This is a genomic window from Nocardia aurantia (assembly GCF_009604425.1).
Taxonomy (GTDB): Bacteria; Actinomycetota; Actinomycetes; order Mycobacteriales; family Mycobacteriaceae; genus Nocardia; species Nocardia aurantia.
In genome coordinates this window covers 127,497-144,233 of record NZ_WEGI01000003.1, presented here as the reverse complement: position 1 = coordinate 144,233, position 16,737 = coordinate 127,497, and the positions used below count along the sequence as shown (strand labels likewise).

At 69.0% G+C, this 16,737-nt stretch carries 17 protein-coding genes; 10 read left to right on the top strand and 7 right to left on the bottom strand.

Annotated features, from left to right (window positions below; all coding sequences use genetic code 11):
• Positions 1-100 precede the first annotated feature (100 nt).
• The gene (locus NRB56_RS07100) at positions 101-631 is read left to right on the top strand and encodes a DUF6328 family protein (protein ID WP_153339741.1); all 531 of its coding nucleotides are present in this window, start codon (positions 101-103) and stop codon (positions 629-631) included.
• A 6-nt stretch (positions 632-637) separates the two neighbouring features.
• Here NRB56_RS07100 and NRB56_RS07095 read toward each other — a convergent pair whose 3' ends face one another.
• From NRB56_RS07095 to NRB56_RS07085, 3 genes are all read right to left on the bottom strand, one after another.
• Complete coding sequence (locus NRB56_RS07095) at positions 638-1,393, bottom strand: metallophosphoesterase family protein (protein WP_153339740.1); 756 nt, start codon at positions 1,391-1,393, stop codon at positions 638-640.
• Positions 1,393-2,214, bottom strand: coding sequence for a BON domain-containing protein (locus NRB56_RS07090; RefSeq protein WP_153339739.1), 822 nt, complete (start codon positions 2,212-2,214; stop codon positions 1,393-1,395). Before NRB56_RS07090 ends, NRB56_RS07095 begins: the two co-directional genes overlap by 1 nt.
• Before the next feature lie 77 nt (positions 2,215-2,291).
• Entirely contained in the window at positions 2,292-3,512 is a 1,221-nt protein-coding gene (locus NRB56_RS07085) for a hypothetical protein (RefSeq protein WP_153339738.1), read from the bottom strand.
• Positions 3,513-3,953: 441 nt separating this feature from the next.
• Between NRB56_RS07085 and NRB56_RS07080 the strand changes: the two genes are divergently transcribed.
• Together NRB56_RS07080 and NRB56_RS07075 are read left to right on the top strand one after the other, a co-directional pair.
• A complete protein-coding gene (locus tag NRB56_RS07080) occupies positions 3,954-5,006 on the top strand; it encodes a hypothetical protein (RefSeq protein WP_153339737.1) in 1,053 nt (350 codons plus the stop codon).
• Positions 5,007-5,009: 3 nt separating this feature from the next.
• Positions 5,010-6,377, top strand: coding sequence for a GNAT family N-acetyltransferase (locus tag NRB56_RS07075; protein WP_153339736.1), 1,368 nt, complete (start codon positions 5,010-5,012; stop codon positions 6,375-6,377).
• Here NRB56_RS07075 and NRB56_RS07070 read toward each other — a convergent pair.
• Together NRB56_RS07070 and NRB56_RS07065 are read right to left on the bottom strand one after the other, a co-directional pair.
• Entirely contained in the window at positions 6,374-7,030 is a 657-nt protein-coding gene (locus NRB56_RS07070) for a ferredoxin (protein ID WP_319942677.1), read from the bottom strand. The two genes, NRB56_RS07075 and NRB56_RS07070, sit on opposite strands and share 4 nt — an antisense overlap.
• Positions 7,031-7,097: 67 nt before the next feature.
• Positions 7,098-7,532: a GlcG/HbpS family heme-binding protein gene (locus NRB56_RS07065; protein WP_153339735.1), complete on the bottom strand. Its 435-nt coding sequence runs from the start codon at positions 7,530-7,532 to the stop codon at positions 7,098-7,100.
• Between the two features lie 94 nt (positions 7,533-7,626).
• Here NRB56_RS07065 and NRB56_RS07060 point away from each other — a divergent pair, with 94 nt between their 5' ends.
• Positions 7,627-8,058, top strand: a complete 432-nt coding sequence (locus NRB56_RS07060; protein WP_227837334.1) for a MarR family winged helix-turn-helix transcriptional regulator — start codon at positions 7,627-7,629, stop codon at positions 8,056-8,058.
• 19 nt (positions 8,059-8,077) lie between these two features.
• Here NRB56_RS07060 and NRB56_RS07055 read toward each other — a convergent pair whose 3' ends face one another.
• Complete coding sequence (locus tag NRB56_RS07055) at positions 8,078-8,839, bottom strand: IclR family transcriptional regulator (RefSeq protein ID WP_153339734.1); 762 nt, start codon at positions 8,837-8,839, stop codon at positions 8,078-8,080.
• Between the two features lie 265 nt (positions 8,840-9,104).
• On the opposite strand from NRB56_RS07055, the gene NRB56_RS07050 reads away from it, so the two are divergent.
• From NRB56_RS07050 to NRB56_RS07025, 6 genes are read left to right on the top strand one after another with little or no spacing between them, the layout of a single operon-like run.
• Complete coding sequence (locus NRB56_RS07050; RefSeq protein ID WP_227837332.1) at positions 9,105-10,175, top strand: aldo/keto reductase; 1,071 nt, start codon at positions 9,105-9,107, stop codon at positions 10,173-10,175.
• A 46-nt stretch (positions 10,176-10,221) separates the two neighbouring features.
• On the top strand, positions 10,222-11,685 hold the full coding sequence (locus tag NRB56_RS07045; protein ID WP_153339733.1) for an NtaA/DmoA family FMN-dependent monooxygenase: 1,464 nt from the start codon (positions 10,222-10,224) through the stop codon (positions 11,683-11,685).
• Positions 11,686-11,688: 3 nt separating this feature from the next.
• Positions 11,689-13,098 carry an NtaA/DmoA family FMN-dependent monooxygenase gene (locus NRB56_RS07040; protein WP_153339732.1) on the top strand — a complete coding sequence of 470 codons (1,410 nt, stop codon included), beginning with the start codon at positions 11,689-11,691 and terminating at the stop codon, positions 13,096-13,098.
• Positions 13,099-13,128: 30 nt separating this feature from the next.
• A complete protein-coding gene (locus tag NRB56_RS07035) occupies positions 13,129-13,989 on the top strand; it encodes an ABC transporter permease (protein ID WP_153339731.1) in 861 nt (286 codons plus the stop codon).
• 45 nt (positions 13,990-14,034) lie between these two features.
• A complete protein-coding gene (locus NRB56_RS07030; protein WP_153339730.1) occupies positions 14,035-15,063 on the top strand; it encodes an ABC transporter substrate-binding protein in 1,029 nt (342 codons plus the stop codon).
• A 46-nt stretch (positions 15,064-15,109) separates the two neighbouring features.
• Positions 15,110-15,874, top strand: coding sequence for an ABC transporter ATP-binding protein (locus tag NRB56_RS07025; protein WP_319942676.1), 765 nt, complete (start codon positions 15,110-15,112; stop codon positions 15,872-15,874).
• Between the two features lie 10 nt (positions 15,875-15,884).
• Here the strand turns inward: NRB56_RS07025 and NRB56_RS07020 are convergent, their stop codons facing one another.
• The gene (locus NRB56_RS07020; protein ID WP_194290757.1) at positions 15,885-16,730 is read right to left on the bottom strand and encodes a prolipoprotein diacylglyceryl transferase; all 846 of its coding nucleotides are present in this window, start codon (positions 16,728-16,730) and stop codon (positions 15,885-15,887) included.
• Positions 16,731-16,737: the final 7 nt, after the last annotated feature.

Sequence of the window (16,737 nt, the reverse complement as noted above, 5' to 3'; positions counted from 1 at the left end):
CCGTACGCTCGTGACTCGCGCGGACACCGGGTACCCCGTCCGCGACACGCGTCGATACGGACCGTCGGGACGAAACGGGAGGGAGATCGGAGCGAACGGCATGGATTCACCCTCGGATTCGGACGCGGACCACGGCGCGGACAAGTGGGATCGGGAGACCCGCGGCGAGAATCGCGCACAACAGCTCGATCGCAACCTGTCCGGCCTGCTGCAGGAGTTGCGGGTGGTCCAGACGGGCGTGCAGTTGCTCACCGGCTTCCTGCTGACGCTGCCGTTCCAGAACCGCTTCACCATGTTGTCGGCGACCATGCGCTGGGTCTACCTCGGCACCGTCGCGGCCTCGATCGCGGCGACGGTGCTGCTGACCGGCCCGGTGGCGGCGCACCGGGTGTTGTTCCGGCGGCATCGGCTGGCGAGTGTGGTCCGGGCGGCCCATCATTCGGCACTGGCCGGGCTCGCGCTGCTCGGTGTCGCGGTGACCGGAGTGGCGGTGCTGATCTTCGACACGGTGGCCGGGCCACTCGCGGCGACTCTCGCCGGCGCCGCCACCGCCGCGCTGTTCCTGCTCGTGTGGGTGGTCCACCCGCTCTACCAGCGGCTGACCGAGCGCGTCGGCGAGACCGAGCAGTGACGCCGGTCAGTCGGCCACGGCGGGCTCCGGCACGCGGATCGGCAGCTCGTACACGGCGAACGCGGTGCGGATGACCGGCTGGGCCACATTGCGCACCCGCACCCCGCCGGGCGTGGTTCCCTGCTCGCATCCGGCGTGCGCGTGGCCGTGGATCGCCAGATCGGCCCGGCCCGCGTCGACGGCCTCGCCCAGCAGATAGGAGCCGAGGAAGGGGTGGATCTCCGGCGGCTCACCGTGCAGCGTGTCGTTGACCGGCGAATAGTGGGTCAGTGCCACTGTCACATCGGCGCGCGGCCCGGACAGCGCGGCCTGCAGCGAAGCGGCGAGTTCCTCTGTGTACCGGGCGAATTCGCGCATGATCCGCTCACCGAAGGCGCTCGCGCATTTGCCGGCGAATCCGCCGCCGAAACCCTTGGTGCCCGCCACGGTGACGATGCCGTCGGGCAGCCGCACCGTGGTGGCCGTACCCTCCAGCACCACGATGCCGTGATCGGTGAGCAGCGCGGTGATCTCGTCCTCCGCGTCGCCGTGGTAGTCGTGATTGCCCAGCACCGCGATGACCGGTACGCCCAGATCCGCGAATTCCGTTGCGACGACCCGTGCTTCGTCGAGAGTCCCGTGCCGGGTGAGATCGCCTGCCAGCAGCAGCATGTCGGCGCGCTCGGGCAGGCAGGACAGCACCGGGCGCAGCGAGCCGGCGGATTCGGCGCCGAGGTGGACATCGCCCACCGCGGCGATCCGCGCACATCCCGTGCCGGCCATCACAATCGCTCGTGGCCGGTCGGCGCGGCGGGCGTAATGACGCGAACATCGTTGTGCACATGCAGTTTCGGCACATGCTCGGCCACGATCCGGGCGAGTCGCTCGCGCTGCTGCACACTGGTCACGTCCCCGCTCAGCACGACCGTGCCGCCGCGGATGGTGACGCCCACCCCGAGTTCCGCGGTGCGATCGTCCTCGGCGAAGGCCCGGCGCAGATTCGCGACCAGATATTGCGGCAGGATCGCCTCGGCCTCGTCGCCGGGCTCGTGGCCGATGTCGCTGATGCCGAGGTCGTCGAGCAGGCTCAGGAACGCCCGCGCGTACGGCGAGGTCGCGGTGTTCTCCCGGACCTTCGGCCAGTCCACCTGTTCCCGCAGTCCGCGCGCGATGTGCAGCAGCGGGGTGAAGTCCAGGCGTTGCGGGTCCAGCACCATCAGCTTGTCCACCAGCAGGTCGGTGCCGCTGATCACCGGCGCCATGGCGGGCCCGATCCGCATCCAGGTCGACCGGGAGAAGAGCTCGTCGGTGACGGCGTGGAACGCGGGCCGGAAGATCAGGTCGACCAGGATCTCGCCGTCGTAGGCCTTGATCAGCCAGTCCTCGGGCGGATCGTCCGCCCGTAACCCGGCCGCGACCAGCGCGGCGCGGGCGGGCTCGGCATCGGCGGGCTTCACGAAGATGTCGACATCGTGATCCGAGGGCGGGCCACCGCGGGCGTACACTGCGCACCCACCTGCGACCGCGAACTGGACGTCGCTGTCCGACAGCGTGTTCACCACCCTGGTCAGCGTGTGGAGCAGTTGCTCGTTCGAAACGGCCATGGTCACGACCTACCCCCGCCTCCCCCGGTCAATCAGTACGACCGGGGCGCCCCGCGCGACGCCACGGAGCGGCGCTGCTACACCGCGCACATCGACTGCATCACGCCGCGCAGGATCGGCGCGCCGTAGGTGGCCGGGGAGAAGGCCAGGGTCTCGGCCATGCCCAGCGGGGTCAGCACCGTGGCGGTCACGCCGGCCCAGCCGGCCACCAGATTGGCGCCGGTCAGCAGCAGGCTGGAGACGTCCAGCGCCACAGTGGTCAGATCGTAGGCGTTTTCGACGGTCATATCGGACAGCGCGGTGGTCTCCAGCGCGCGGCCCTGTGCGATGTCGAACCCGAGGCTCGCCAGGAAGGTCACCGGGCCGTAGTCGACGTAGTCGATGATCTGACCGAGCTCGTCCGTCTTGTGCAGCAGCGCGACCTTCGCGATCCGGTTGTCGCGCAGGAACTCCTGCACATTCGCCGCGGTGGCCCGCAGGGCCGCCCGGTCGATCGGCAGGTCGGTCTGCGCGAGGAAGTCACGGGTCCGTTCGACCACGGTCGCGGTGGTCAGATCGGAGATCGTCGTGCAGGAACCGTCGGCGCGCACGACCTGCTGCGCCAGATCGGCGATCGGTCCGGGCACCTCGACGTGCTCGGCCGGGAAATCGGCGTCGTTCAGGTCGAGCTTCGGGTACGCGCCGGGCGTGGCGCAGGTGTTGCGGATCTGGTCCTGCACCCGCCGCGCCAGCCATTTCACACCGCTGAACACGCCGCCGACGATGAACTTCAGGAAGAAGCCCGCTGTGGGAACCAGACTCGCCGCCAGCTGCGCGGGGATCTTCACGATCCGGGTGGCGAGGATGAAGACCTCGACGACCTCGTCGACGGTCAGGTTCGACACCGACATGGTCCGGTCGAGCCGCCCGGTGCGCACCGCGTCCAGTCCGTTGACCAGGTAGGTCACGATCGGGTCGTCGAGTTCGGCCAGGCGGCCCTCGCCGTGCGTCGGATCGACCGGCAGCTGGTCGCGGTGCACCCGCACCGCCGCGAGGTCGTGCCGGAACCGGTCCACCTCCTGGTCGAAGGCCGAGATCTGTTCGGCCGGAACGACACTGCGGAAAGCGGTGGCCGCGGAGGCGACCACGTCGTCGAAGGTCGGGGCGACCTGCCCGCAGCCGGCGTCGGCGACCGTGGCCGCGGCGAGGGTGCCCGGCTCGTCGGCGTGCGCGGCCGACGGCGTCAGCAGGCCCGCGGTGAGTGCCGCGGAGAGGACGACCGCGCCGAGGAGCGGGGCGTGGAGACGGGTGATCCGCATGGGTCGAGCTCTTCCGATCTGTCTGTCCGAACACACTGCCGGCGACAACCTGGTCGCTTGATCAGTTAGTCGCATATCAAACACGACGGCATGTCACTCGCGCCAGCGAACGGCGAACGCTCGGCAAAATCCGGGTATTTCGGACCGCGAGATTCGGCATGCCACGCCGTGAGCACCCCGGGGAGCAGGCGCGCCGGTGTGGCCGCCTCCGGCAGTCACTGCCGATCCGGATCCGGTGTGCGCATCCCGCACCGCCTCGAGCCGCCCGCCACGTCCACAGCGACCGCGGTAGCGGCCCGGCGTACGGTCCATGGGGATCGCTGAAGGCGCGGCGGAAACTCCGCACCCGCCCGTACGAATTGCGGCCAGGCGGCTAACGATTCGCGGTAAATCGCCGATGAGGGGGAAGGCGATTCCGGCCACACGTACCAGGGGGCAGATATGGGCAATTCGGACAGCAGTAGATCGCCGTGGAAGATCTCCCTCGGTGCCGGATTGCACGGCGTGGTTGTCGACGTCGAGTTCCCTTATCACCCCGGCCTGCTCGCCGAAATCCTCAAAGCGGAGATCGCGGATCCGCTGACCTTGTTGCTCCAGAAGGTCCTCCACATCTCCGAATTCATCGGCGATCCGCTGGCCGACCCCAGCGGGGGTTCCACACGTTCCCTCCCCCAGTTCTCGGTCCGGCAACTGCGGCAGCGGCTGGCCACCGCACGGGTGCCGCGGCGACCGATACCGATGCAGGTGCGGGGCGAGTTCTGTACCAGCGTGCTGCTCAGCTACGGCTGGTGGGAGCGGTCCGGTCCGGGACATACGCCCGTCGGGCGCAACGATATTCAGCGCTGGACCTATGCCGGGTTCGAGGAATGGGCGCCGTCCTGGGATTTCACCAGCGAGGCCGGATCCGGCGACGAATCGTTCTTCCTGGGGCAGCTCGGCCAGGGCGACGAGGCGAATTCGATATTGGTCGTGGTGCTCGGCCAGCGCGCTCGCGCGATTCGCCCCGGCATCCGGGATCTGATGCGGGAACGTAAGGTCGCGGCCCTGTCGGTGCAGGTCACCGGATTGCTCTGCCACCGTAACCATTTGCGCAAGCGCAACCCGGAACTCGCCGCGATCGCCGAACGCTGGCCGTACGACTTCAACTACTGCCTGCTGCTCGACTCCGACCATCATCACATCGCCGACGTGCGCGAGGTCCCGGACTTCTATTCGGCCTATCTGTGGAAATGCCTGTGGGCCAGAGAGCAGGCGGCCACGGACGCCCTGCCGACGCTGAACGACTGTTATCTGATCTGGGAGCACACGGATCTCACCAAACCCGATGCGATCCGTTACAACCTCGACAGTCTGCAGCACAAGGAACAATTCCTGCGTGGCGAGTTCGGCGAGATGGAACTGCTGCAGAAGTCGAGTCCGCTGATCCCGGAACAGCCGAGCCTCACCGCCGGATCGTTCCAGCGGCTGTTCGGCGCGATCGGCCGGATGCAGTAGCCGATGATCACCTTCCGGGAACTCACCGACGAGGCCGCGGATCTCGCCACGCTGCGCACCTTCTACGACACCCTGTACGTCGCCGAGTTTCCCGATCCGGACGAGCGCGAGTCGCTGGCGAACATGGCCGGCTATCTGCGGCGCAAACATCGGGGCTGGTACGGCCGCAACAGTTATCACATCGTGCTCGGCGTGGCCGGCGGCGAGGTGGTGGCCGCTTCGATCAGCGACTATCTCGCCGAGCCCAATACCGGGGTCATCGAATTCCTGCTGATCGCGCCGACCTGCCGGGGCAGCGGCGCCGGGCGAAAGCTGCTCGCCCACACCGAATCCCTGCTCGACGCGGACGCCCGGCGCGCACACGGGCGTCCCCTGGACGCGATTCTCGCGGAGATGAACGACCCGCTGGCCACCTCCGCCCAGACCGACAATCTCGATCCCGTCACCAGATCCCTGATCTGGCATCGCTGGGGCTACCACGGCCTGGACTTCCCGTACGTACAGCCCGCGCTGTCCCCGGACCAGGACCCGGTCACGAATCTGATCCTCATCGGCAAACCGCTGCGTACGGACTGGTCGGCGGCGATCCCCGCGCCGGTCGTGGTGAGCACCGTGCACGAATACCTGCGCTGGGCGATGCGCATCGACGAGCCGGACGACTGCGCCGAATTCCGCGCCATGGCAACCGCGCTCGCCCGGGCCGACGCGGTCCCCCTGCTCCCGCTGGACCGTTACGTCGGCCGCGACGACGCGTTCGATCTCCGTACGGCCACCGGCGAGGACGAGTTCGCCGCCGCGATGACGTTGTACCGCAGCGTATTTCCACCCGGACCCGCGACCGTCGCGGAGTCGGCGTTCCGGCGGGCCCGCGCCGATCCGGGCCACCGGCTGTGGACCCTGCGCCGTACCCGGGACGATCCGGCGCCGACCGGCCTGGCCTCCTTCTTCGCGCTGCCCGCAGCGGGTTTCGCGGGCTACCTCGCGCTGACCGGTCGCCTGCGCCACGCCGGGCTGCTCCGCCCGCTCGTCGCCCGGATGGAGACCGAACTGCTGGCGCACCGCCGTCGTCTCCACGGCTGGTACGCCGAGCTCGCCCCCGGCGCCGATCCGGCGCCCTTCCGCCGCATCGGCTGCCACGAGCTGGCGATCGACTACCACCAGCCCGCACCCGACATCCCGATCCGCCTGGTCTACAAGGCAACCGGCCGCGTGTACGCGCCACCGGAGCTCACGACGGACGACCTCCTCGCCGACCTCGAGGACGTGCTCGCCGTCGTGTACGGCATAGCCGCCCCACGGGAACATCCGACCATCCGGCGCCTGCGAGCCGCCCTCCCGCGCTCGCCGGGAGCCGTTGTCCCGCTGCGTTAGTCACGCGTCCGCGAGCGCCGGCCGAGGTCCGGCAGCCCTTCGCCGGCCGCGGCCGGGCGATGCTCCTCCAGCCAGAACCCGTACTCCCGCAAGGATCTTTCGAGCCCGTCGGCCACGTAGCGCCGGTAGGCCCGCAGCCCGTGGGTGTTGTGCTGCTCGTCCTTGCGGCCGCTGTCGGCCCAGACCCGGCAGGTGTCGTCGATCCACTCCAGCAGGCGTTTCCGCTCGGCCCACCAGTCCCGGACCGATGCCAGCGTCCAGTGCTCGTCACCGTCGCAGGCGTAGGCGTGGAAGGGGTCCGACCACGCCGCGGTCAGCACCATCTGGGTCTCGGCGGCGTCGCGCGGCTGGCGGAACACCACCTCGCCGCCGTTGTCGTCCTCGTACACGATGTGGTCGGGCGCGACAAGCCTTCCCACCCAACAGGAATCGGTCATCGCGCCGTAGAAGGGACCGGGTACGTTGCGCCAGTCCCGATTCGCCCACCGACCCCGCAGATAATCCTCCGCCGGTCCCAGCAGCATGCCGGCCAGGCCGGCCACCGGCAGACCGGCCGAGACTGCGACGGTCGGTCGTGGATCCCAGTACACCACCTCACCGTACGACGAGACGGGCCGGTGATCGCGCCGAACCGGCCACTGTGGCACCGACACGTCGCCACCACGCGCCCGGCCCGGCGTCCGGTGGCCACGCGGCGGCGGTGCCGGACGGGCGGCGGACCTATCCCGGCAACGGGCTCGCGGCGGGTCCCCGGGCCGCCGGATCCGTTCCGGCGGCGGCGCATTCGTCGTCCTGCGCCGGGGCGCCCCCGCTCACCGCGACGGCGCCGACCACGGTGTCGCCGCGCCGCAGCAGCCGCGCGCCGGCGCCGGCGACGATCGGCGCCCCCGCCACCCGGTCCAGCGACTCGAACAGCGCGGGCCACGCTTGCTGCAACTGGATCAGCTCGCCGCCGTCGCGGTGGAACAGCGCGACGCTGGTGGCCTTGGCCGGCGCGAGCCGGGCCGACAGCGGTGGCGCGCCGTCCATTCGGTCGAGTACACACACATGCCCACCGGCGTCGACGATCGCCACCGTGACCCGCGCGCCGAGCGTGGCGGCATGTGCGCGCACCGCGGCGCTCACCGCCCGCGCCTCTTCCCAGCCGAGTGTCATCCCATCCTCCTCATTCCTTGGTTCGTCCAACGTTGGACGAACCAAGAGTAACCGAATCCCTGGGTCGAACCAAGGGATTCGCTACACTGCGCGCATGGAGATGCAGGAGGCACCGAACCGGCTGCGCCGCAAGCCGAGCTGGCTGATCAGCAAGGTCTCGGCGCGAGCGCATCGGCTCATCGGCGAGGCGATGGCCGCCGCCGGTGGGCGCGCCTATCATTTCGCGATCCTCGCCGCCCTGGACGAGTTCGGCCCGGACAGTCAGGCGCGGATCGGCCAGCGGTGCGGCATCGACCAGAGCGATATGCACACCATGCTCAACGAACTCACCGAGCAGGGCCACGTCGCGCGGGCACCCGATCCGGCCGACCGCCGCCGCAACCTGATCACGCTGACCGCCGCGGGCCGGCGGCGGATGACGGAGCTGGATCGGGCCCTGAGCCGGGTGCAGGACGATCTGCTCCGGGACCTGCCGCGCGCCGACCGCGATACGCTCGTCACCCTGCTCTCCCGAGTCCTGGACTGATCCGCCGGCGCGCCCGTCGTCAGTGTTCCGCTTCGGGGAACATCGCCGCGCTGATGGTGGCGGCGGTGACGCGAGCCAGGTTGGCGAGGAAGGGAATTCGTTCCGGGATCATCAACCGGGTGGTGCCTCGGACGCCGATGGCGAAGCGCGCGTGGCCGTCCGGGCCGAACACCGGCACGGCGATGATGCGGAAACCCCATTCGGTCTGCTCGTCGTTGATGGCGTACCCGGCCTGCCGGGCGAGATCGAGTTCGGCGGACAGCGCCGCGGCATGCCGCGGCGTGCGCTCGGTGCCGCGATCGTAGGGCAGCGCTTCGAGTTCCGCGCGGGTCACCGGTGACCACGCCAGCAGGGCCTTACCCAGCGCGCTGGCGTGCAGCGGGAACCTGACCTCGGAGAGGTTGTGGCCGTGGGTCTCCCGCCACCGGGTGAAGGCCAGGTTGATGGCGTCGGATCCGTGCCGGACGGCGATCGACACCGCCGTGCCGGTCTCGACGGCGAGCTGTTCGAGATGCGGCTCGGCCAGGTAGACGCGGTGCCGGCGGTAGGCCAGATGGCCGTACTCGGCGAGCGCGACCCCGAGCCGGTAGCGGCCGCTGCCGGAAACCTGTTCGACGAAGCCGGATTCCAGCAGGGTCCGCAGCAGCCGGTGCGTGGTGCTCATCGGAAGTTGTTGCGCGCGGGCGATCTCGGTGACACCGAGTTCCGCATCGCCCTGGAAACAGCGCAGCACCCCGAGCGCCCGCGACACCGTCTGCAACGCGGAGCCGTCCACCGTCATCGGCGATCCCTTCCGTCCGGACCCACCCCGGCGCCCGCATGTATTCCACCTATCGGAATTCCATCCTCACACAGACCGGCGAACCGGGCAATGAGGTGCCGCTGGACTGGCAGCCCGTGCTACGGCACAGCAATTCGGACATGTCAACTATTCCGATCAACGGAACAGCATCCCTTGTTGCCGGATCTCTGCGTCCCTACGCTCGGCCTTGCTCGAATCTCGGGGTCCGGATCCGCTCGTTCCGGCACAGATGTGAAAGAAGCCGATGTCCGCACCTGCGCTCAGCCCGTCGCCGTCCACCGCCGTCACTTCACCACCGGCGAGAACCGCTCTCCCCGAGGGCTTTCGGGCGGTCGGCCGGTCGGGGCTGGTGGTGTCCGAGGTGGGCATCGGCGCCAGCACCTTCGGCCGCACGGGCATGATCGCCGACAGCCAGACCGCCGTCGACGCGATCGTCGGCCGGGCCCTGGATCTGGGCATCACCTATTTCGACGTCGCCGACGTCTACGGTGAACGGCCGGGCCAGAGCGAGACCATGCTCGGAAAGGCGCTGGGGCGCAACCGGGATCGCGTCGTTATCGGTTCCAAGTTCGGCATCGGGCTCGACGGGCTCAACGGGCCGGACTGGGGCGTCCGCGGTTCGCGCCGCTATGTGCGGCTGGCCGTGGAATCGTCGCTGCGCCGCCTCGGCACGGACTGGATCGACCTGTACCAGATCCACACTCCCGACCCGGTCACCCCGATCGAGGAGACGTTGTCGGTGCTCGACGATCTGGTGCGCGAGGGCAAGATCCGGTACATCGGCAGTTCCAATTTCGCCGGCTGGCAGGTCGCCGACGCCGAATACGTGGCCCGGATCCACGGCCTGACCCGATTCGTCTCGGCGACGAACGAATACAACCTGCTGTGGCGGGAGCCCGCCACGGAATTGCTGCCCGCGCTGGCCGCGTACGGGCTCGGTTTCTTTCCCTATTTCCCGTTGCAGAACGGATTGCTGACGGGCAAATACCGGCGGGATACCGCACCGGCCGATGCCAAGATCACCAATCTGAAGAAGCATCTGCTCGACGCCGCACCGTGGGACGCGCTCGACCGCTACGCGGAATTCGCCCGCCAACGCGGGGTGACGCCGACCGCGCTCGCGTTCGGATGGCTGCTGGCACACGAATCCGTGTCGAGCGTGATCGCGGGGATCACCCGGCCCGAACAGCTCGACGACAATCTGAGCGCGGCCCGATGGCGGCCGTCCCCGGCGGAATTCGCCGAACTGTCCGCGCTGTTCACCGGCGATCTCAGCGGCGCGCCGGGCCAGGTCACCGGGTCGGTCCCGGCCTGACGGCACGCGGCACCGGCACTCTTCTCTTCTCTCGCGAGGTGGACACATGACGACGGATTCCGGCCGGAATCGCACCCTGCACCTGGGGTACATGTATTGGTCGAACGGCACCCATCCGGCGGGCTGGCGGCTGCCCGAGGCCGTGCACGACCGGGGTTTCGACGGCCGCTACATCGCCGAACTGGCACAGCTGGCCGAGCGCGGCAAATTCGATTTCTTCTTCTTCGGCGACCGCCTCGCCACCGGGCCGGAATACCAGTACACCAACACCTCGGTGCTGTCGCGGATCGAACCGTTCACCGCCGCGGCATACATCGCGACGCTCACCACCCGGATCGGCCTCGTGGTGACGGCCAACCCCACCTATTACGAACCGTTCAACCTCGCCCGGCTGACGGCGTCGCTGGACCACATCTCGGCCGGGCGCGCGTCCTGGAACATCGTCACCGGCGCCGACGGGCGGGCCGCGGACAATTACACCCGCACCGAACACGGCGACGCGACCGCGCGGTACGACCGCGCCGACGAATTCGTGGGCCTGGTCCGCCGGTTGTGGGACAGCTGGGAGGACGACGCGTTCATCCGGAATCCGGAGACCGGCGAATTCGTCGACGGCGAGAAGATCCACCGGGTGGACCACGAGGGCCGGACCTTCCGGGTGCGCGGGCCGCTGAACGTCGCCCGGCCGCCGCAGGGGCATCCGGTGATCCTGCACGCCGGAACCTCGGACCGCTCACGGGATCTGGGCGCGCGCGACGCCGACGTGTTGTTCGCCGCGGCCGCCACGATCGAGCAGGGCAAGCGGTACTCCGACGACATCCGCCGCCGCGCGGCCGAATTCGGCCGCAATCCGGCCGATGTCGCGATCCTGCCGGGCCTCACCCCGATCGTGGCGGCGACCCGGCAGCAGGCCCGCGACCGCTACGACCGGCTCAACGCGCTGATCGTCCTCGACGACGACATCCGTTTCGGCGGACAGGATCCCGCCGTGTGGTCGCCGGATTCACCACCGCCGCCACGAGAGGCGCAGGGACGTGGATTGCGCAACCTGGGCGCGCTGTCGCAGCGCGTGGGCGTCGATCTCACCGGCGCCGAGCCGGCGGATCCGATCGACGCCGCGACCGCCGATCGGCTGAACCCGGCGGGCCGCGGGCTGCTCGCCGCCGCCCGGGCCCGCACCGGCCGATCCGTCGGCGGCACCCGGCCGCTGACCGTCCTGGATCTGCTCTACACGCACATCGTCGGCGGCCATGTCGTGGTCGGCGATCCGGTCGACATCGCCGACTACATCCAGGCCTGGTTCGACGCGGGCGCCTCCGACGGTTTCAACATCCAATCCGCTTATCTCACCGAGCAATTGGAGACATTCGTGGCCTCGGTGATCCCGGAGTTGCAGCGCCGCGGCCTGTTCCGCCGCGACTACGAGGGCACCACGCTGCGCGCGCATCTGGGCCTGGATCGCCCGGCGAACCACTGGGCACCAGCCGATACGACGTCCGGAGGGCGGTAGACCATGTCCGAACCACAGCGTGAACTGCACTTGGGACTGATGTTCTGGGCCACCGGAACGCACACCGCCGGGTGGCGTTATCCGGGCGCGAAGGCCGACGGCGCCTTCGACATCGCCTTCATCCAGGAGGTGACCCGCCTCGTGGAGGCGGCGAAGTTCGACTTCCTGTTCCTCGGCGACCGGCTGGCGACCGATCCCGCACTGGCCAAGACCAATCCGGCACAGATGTCGCGGATGGAACCGTTCACGGTGGCCGCCGCGATCGCGGCGGCGACCTCGCACATCGGCATCGCCGTCACCGCGAATCCGACCTACTACGACCCGTATACCGTGGCGCGGCTGCTGGCCTCGCTGGACCATCTCAGCGGCGGCCGCGCGGCCTGGAATCTGGTGACCGGCGCCGACGGCGCGGCCGCCCACAACTTCAGCCGGGACGCCCACTGGGACACCGAGAAACGCTACGACTGGGCCGACGAATTCGTCGACGTCGTACGCGCGCTGTGGGACAGCACCGAGGACGACGCGTTCCCGCGCGACAAGTCCGCGGGCCGGTTCCTGGACGAGTCGAAGCTGCGCACGATCGACCATGCGGGCCCGCACTTCTCGGTACGCGGGCCGTTGAATGTGGCCCGGCCACCGCAGGGACAGGTGGTCCTGTTGCACGCGGGCACCTCGGACCGCTCCCGGGAGCTCGGCGCCCGCGAGGCCGACGTGATCTTCGCCGGAGCGCCGAATCTCGAAGCGGCGCAAGAGTATTACGCCGATGTCAAGGCACGCGCGGCCCGCTACGGGCGCACCGATCACGACATCCGGATCCTGCCGGGTCTCAGCGTGGTGGCGGGCGCCACGACCGCCGAGGCGGTGGCGGTCTACGACCGGCTCAACGCGCTGCTGCCATTGGATCCGGAGGGCGAGGTGGTGGACAAGGTCCGGTTCGGCGGCCTCGGGCAGGGACCGAAGCGCAACCTCGCCTCGGTGTCCCAGGTCCTCGACGTCGACGTGACCGGTTACGGGCACCACGATCCGGTGCCGCGCGAGATCTTCGACCGCTCGGGGCCGGAGGGACGAAAGGTGTTCGCGGGCATCACCGAAACCACCCGCCGCACCGTCGCCGGCGCGGCGCCGATCACGTTCTTCGATCTGATCAACGGCATCACCGTCGGCACCCGCACGGTGGTCGGCGACGCCGTCGAGGTGGCCGACCACATCCAGTACTGGTTCGAGGAGCGGGCCGCGGACGGGTTCAACATCTTTCCGGACTTCGTGCCCGGTTCGGTGCGGGCCTTCACCGAGCTGGTCGTGCCGGAGTTGCAGCGGCGCAAGCTTTTTCGCACCGAATATCCCGGGACGACGTTCCGGGACCACCTCGGCCTGGCCCGGCCCGCCGCGCGGCGCCCCCGGCTCGCCGTCTGATCTCCCCTCGCACACGGAAGGACTGTGACGATGACCCTCGACCATGCCGAGCTCGTCGCCGATCGGGTGGTGACGACCGAGTCGCGGACGCCGGCCGCCACCCGCGCCCGACGGCTGCGTGGCGCGTTGTCGCGGCGCAACCTGGCGGTCCTCGGCGGGCAACTGCTCACCGTGGCCGCGGTGCTGGGACTGCTGCAGTGGCTGGTGGATTCCGGTCGCATCGGCACGATCTACCTCGCGTCGCCGACCCAGATCCTGCGCGTGTTCCCGCATCTCATCATTCAGGAACATCTGTTCGGCAATCTGCTGATCACGCTCTACGAGGCGGTGGCGGGCACCGCGCTCGCCTTCGTGATCGGCGTCTCGACCGGTATCTGGATGGGCCTGTCCCGGGCCGGGGAACGTTTTCTCAATCCGTTCGTCGCCGCGGCGATGGCGGTGCCGAAGGTGACGATCATTCCGCTGCTGACGCTGTATCTGGGCGTCGGGGTGAATCACAAGATTGTCATCGTCTTCCTGTTCGGCTATTTCCTGTTCGTGTTCAACACGATCGCCGGGATCCGGCAGGTGCAGGACAGCCATCTGAAAGTGGCACGCGCCCACGGCGCCTCGCGAATACAAACGATCGTGAAGGTGATCCTGCCGTCCGCGGCGCCGAGCATCGTGGCGGCGCTGCGGGTGGAAACCGGCACCGCGCTGGTGGCCGCGTTGTTCGGTGAGATCGTCGCCTCCAAGGCCGGGCTCGGGAACATGCTGAACCGCGCCATCGGGGTGTACGACACCGCCAAACTGTTCGCCCTGGTGTTGTCGATCACGGTGTTCTCCGTGCTCATCATCACCGCCGTCGACCAGCTGGAGAAGAAGGTCCTGCTCCGCTGGAAATACGTCTGATCCGGCATTTTCACGCCGGAACATCTCAGTATCGAAGGACATATCGTGTTCAACAAGAAATCCCTCGCCGCACTCGTCGGCGCCGCCGCACTCGCGCTGGTCGTGAGCGGCTGCTCGGGGGCGGTCGATTCGCTGTCCGGCAACAGCTCCGGAACCGGCGGGAAACCCACTCTGACGCTGCAGGACAGCACCGAATACACCCAGCTGCCGCTCCGCTTCGGCGTGGAGAAGGGAATCTTCGCCAAGGAGGGCCTGGACGTGAAGTTCACGCAGGTCCAGGACGCGGTGACCGGCGTGGCCACCGGCGAGCTGACCTTCGCGTTCGGCCCGACCAACAGCTATCTGCGCGCGGCCGCGAAGGGTGCGCCGATCAAGATCGTCAGCTCCGCGTTCCGCAGCAAGGGACCGTTCTTCCTCGTCGCGCGGCCGGGCATCAACTCGGTCGCTGAGTTGAAGGGCAAGACGGTCGGCATCGCCGTCGCCGGCAGCGGTATGGAGACGTACACGCGGAAGATCCTCAGCGCCAACGGTGTCGATCCGGACAAGGACGTGAAATTCGTCGCGGACGGCGTCAATCAGCAGGCGTACGGCGCGCTCACCACCGGGCAGGTCGACGCGACCATCATTCACCAGCCGTTCCCCGCGCTCGGCCAGTTGCAGGGTAAATCCGTCACTCTCGCGCGCGGCTGGGACTATCTGCCGAGCTATCACACCGGCGTGCTGATCGCCGGTAACGACGTGGTCGACAAGAATCCCGATCTGCTGCGGCACGGACTGCGCGCGTATTTCACGGCCTACACCTACGCCAAGGAACACCACGACGAATATCTGCCGTGGCTGAAGTCCAAGCTGGGCACGATCGATCCGCAGGCGGTCGAGGCGGCGCTGAAGCAGGAGGACGACATCTGGGACGACAATCCGGCGATCGACCCGAAGGCCATCTCGGACACCCAGGACATCGAGATCTCGGTGGGTTTCCAGAACAGCCGCTACGACGCCGACAAATACATCGACACCCGGTTCATCCCGCAGGAGTTCGTGAAGCCGTTCTCCTATCCGAAGCCGGCCAACTGAGCGCCGGATAACCGCGGCGGCCCGACAGCAGTGAGGTGACACACCCGTGGCAACGTTCGAAGTACGGGGACTGGGCAAGCAGTTCCCCACCGATCCCCCGGTACGCGCGCTCGACGGTATCGACCTGACCGTCGAGGACGGCGAGTTCGTGGTGCTGCTCGGGCCCAGCGGGTGCGGGAAGAGCACCCTGCTGGAGATCCTCGCCGGGCTGCAGCAGCCGACCGAGGGTGCGGTGCTGCTCGAGGGCGAACCGGTCCGGGGCACGAACGATCGCCTCGGGGTGGTGTTCCAGGACGCCTCGCTGTATCCGTGGCGGACCGTCGAGCGCAACGTGGAGCTCGGGCTGGAGTTCCGCGGCGTGGGTAAGGCCGAACGCCGCCGCGTGGCCACCGAATACCTTGCCCAGGTGGGTCTTTCGGGCTTCGAGAAGAAGTACCCGCATCAGCTGTCCGGCGGGATGCGCCAGCGCGCCGGCATCGCCCGGACGCTGGCGGCCGAGCCGGACGTGCTGCTGATGGACGAGCCGTTCGGCGCGGTGGACCACCTCACCCGCATCCAGTTGCAGCGAGATCTGCTGGCGCTGTGGGAATCCCGGCGCCGGACGGTCGTCTTCGTGACCCACGACGTCGGCGAGGCCGTCTACCTCGCCGACCGGGTGATCCTGCTGTCACCGCGGCCGGGCCGGGTCGCCCGCGAATTCGTGATCGACGAACCGCGGCCGCGGCGCCGCGGCGATATCGCGCTGCTCGCGGTGGAGAGCGAGATCTACGCGGCGCTCACCCGGATCGAGGAGCGTTCCGCCACGGCCTGATCCGCCGGCGTCACGGCTGCGACGGTTGCGCCAGTGGCGAATTCACCTTGTCGACCAGCCAGTGGCCGCCGGTCCGCTGCAACCGCATCACCATCGACAACTGTCCCGGCGCGGGCTTGCCCTGGGTGCCGAGGCTGGTGATGGTCTGGCCGATCACCACGACGGCCTCGGCCGAATCCCGGTCGCTGGTGCGGATTCCGCACTGCACGTCGGTGGCCTTCGACACCACCTGGCCCTGGGTGAGGACGTCGCGCAGATCCTTGCTGGTGGCGTCGAACTGCTTGTGCCAGTCGCCGGTCGCGCCGGCGAGAACCGCGGCGAAATAGGAGTCCAGGTTCTTGGCGTCGTAGTTGGCTAGCACCGGTGCGTAGGCGCAGGCGGCGGTGCGCGCGTCCCGTTCGGCTACCGCCAGTTCGTGCTGCTGGTGATCCCGGTGGTAGAAGAACACCGTCGAAACGGTCGCGGCCACCAGCGCCAGCAGCACCACCGCCTGAATCACCAGCCGCCCGGCCCGGCCCGGCGCGGGCACGGTGATGCGCAGTGTGCGCGACTTCGAATCGCCGGCCGCGGATTTCGCCACGGCCGAGCCGCCGGGCGCCGGCGTACCACTTGCTGCCGGCTGCGGGATGGTGACGGAGTCCGGCTGCGGCACAGCCGGATCGGGCGTGCGGGCCGCCGTGGAATCGCCGTGGATCGTCGCCGTCGCGGCCGGTCCCACCGACGCGGCATCGGCCGACCGGTCCGTGGTGGCGTCGGCGCGTTCGGACACCGTGCGATCGGACGGCTCCGCCGCGGTGTCGACCGCTGCACGGTCCGGCCCGTCGCTCGACGGCGGTGCGACTTCTCTGTCGCTCATCTGAATT

Bases quoted from the DNA above. Each gene is read 5' to 3' on its own strand.
- NRB56_RS07090 (WP_153339739.1), bottom strand. From the start codon at position 2,214: ATGGCCGTTTCGAACGAGCAACTGCTCCACACGCTGACCAGGGTGGTG.
- NRB56_RS07065 (WP_153339735.1), bottom strand. From the start codon at position 7,532: ATGACACTCGGCTGGGAAGAGGCGCGGGCGGTGAGCGCCGCGGTGCGC.
- NRB56_RS07035 (WP_153339731.1), top strand. From the start codon at position 13,129: ATGACCCTCGACCATGCCGAGCTCGTCGCCGATCGGGTGGTGACGACC.
- NRB56_RS07040 (WP_153339732.1), top strand. From the start codon at position 11,689: ATGTCCGAACCACAGCGTGAACTGCACTTGGGACTGATGTTCTGGGCC.
- NRB56_RS07100 (WP_153339741.1), top strand. From the start codon at position 101: ATGGATTCACCCTCGGATTCGGACGCGGACCACGGCGCGGACAAGTGG.
- NRB56_RS07095 (WP_153339740.1), bottom strand. From the start codon at position 1,393: ATGGCCGGCACGGGATGTGCGCGGATCGCCGCGGTGGGCGATGTCCAC.
- NRB56_RS07085 (WP_153339738.1), bottom strand. From the start codon at position 3,512: ATGCGGATCACCCGTCTCCACGCCCCGCTCCTCGGCGCGGTCGTCCTC.
- NRB56_RS07060 (WP_227837334.1), top strand. From the start codon at position 7,627: ATGGAGATGCAGGAGGCACCGAACCGGCTGCGCCGCAAGCCGAGCTGG.
- NRB56_RS07055 (WP_153339734.1), bottom strand. From the start codon at position 8,839: ATGACGGTGGACGGCTCCGCGTTGCAGACGGTGTCGCGGGCGCTCGGG.
- NRB56_RS07050 (WP_227837332.1), top strand. From the start codon at position 9,105: ATGTCCGCACCTGCGCTCAGCCCGTCGCCGTCCACCGCCGTCACTTCA.
- NRB56_RS07020 (WP_194290757.1), bottom strand. From the start codon at position 16,730: ATGAGCGACAGAGAAGTCGCACCGCCGTCGAGCGACGGGCCGGACCGT.
- NRB56_RS07075 (WP_153339736.1), top strand. From the start codon at position 5,010: ATGATCACCTTCCGGGAACTCACCGACGAGGCCGCGGATCTCGCCACG.
- NRB56_RS07045 (WP_153339733.1), top strand. From the start codon at position 10,222: ATGACGACGGATTCCGGCCGGAATCGCACCCTGCACCTGGGGTACATG.
- NRB56_RS07080 (WP_153339737.1), top strand. From the start codon at position 3,954: ATGGGCAATTCGGACAGCAGTAGATCGCCGTGGAAGATCTCCCTCGGT.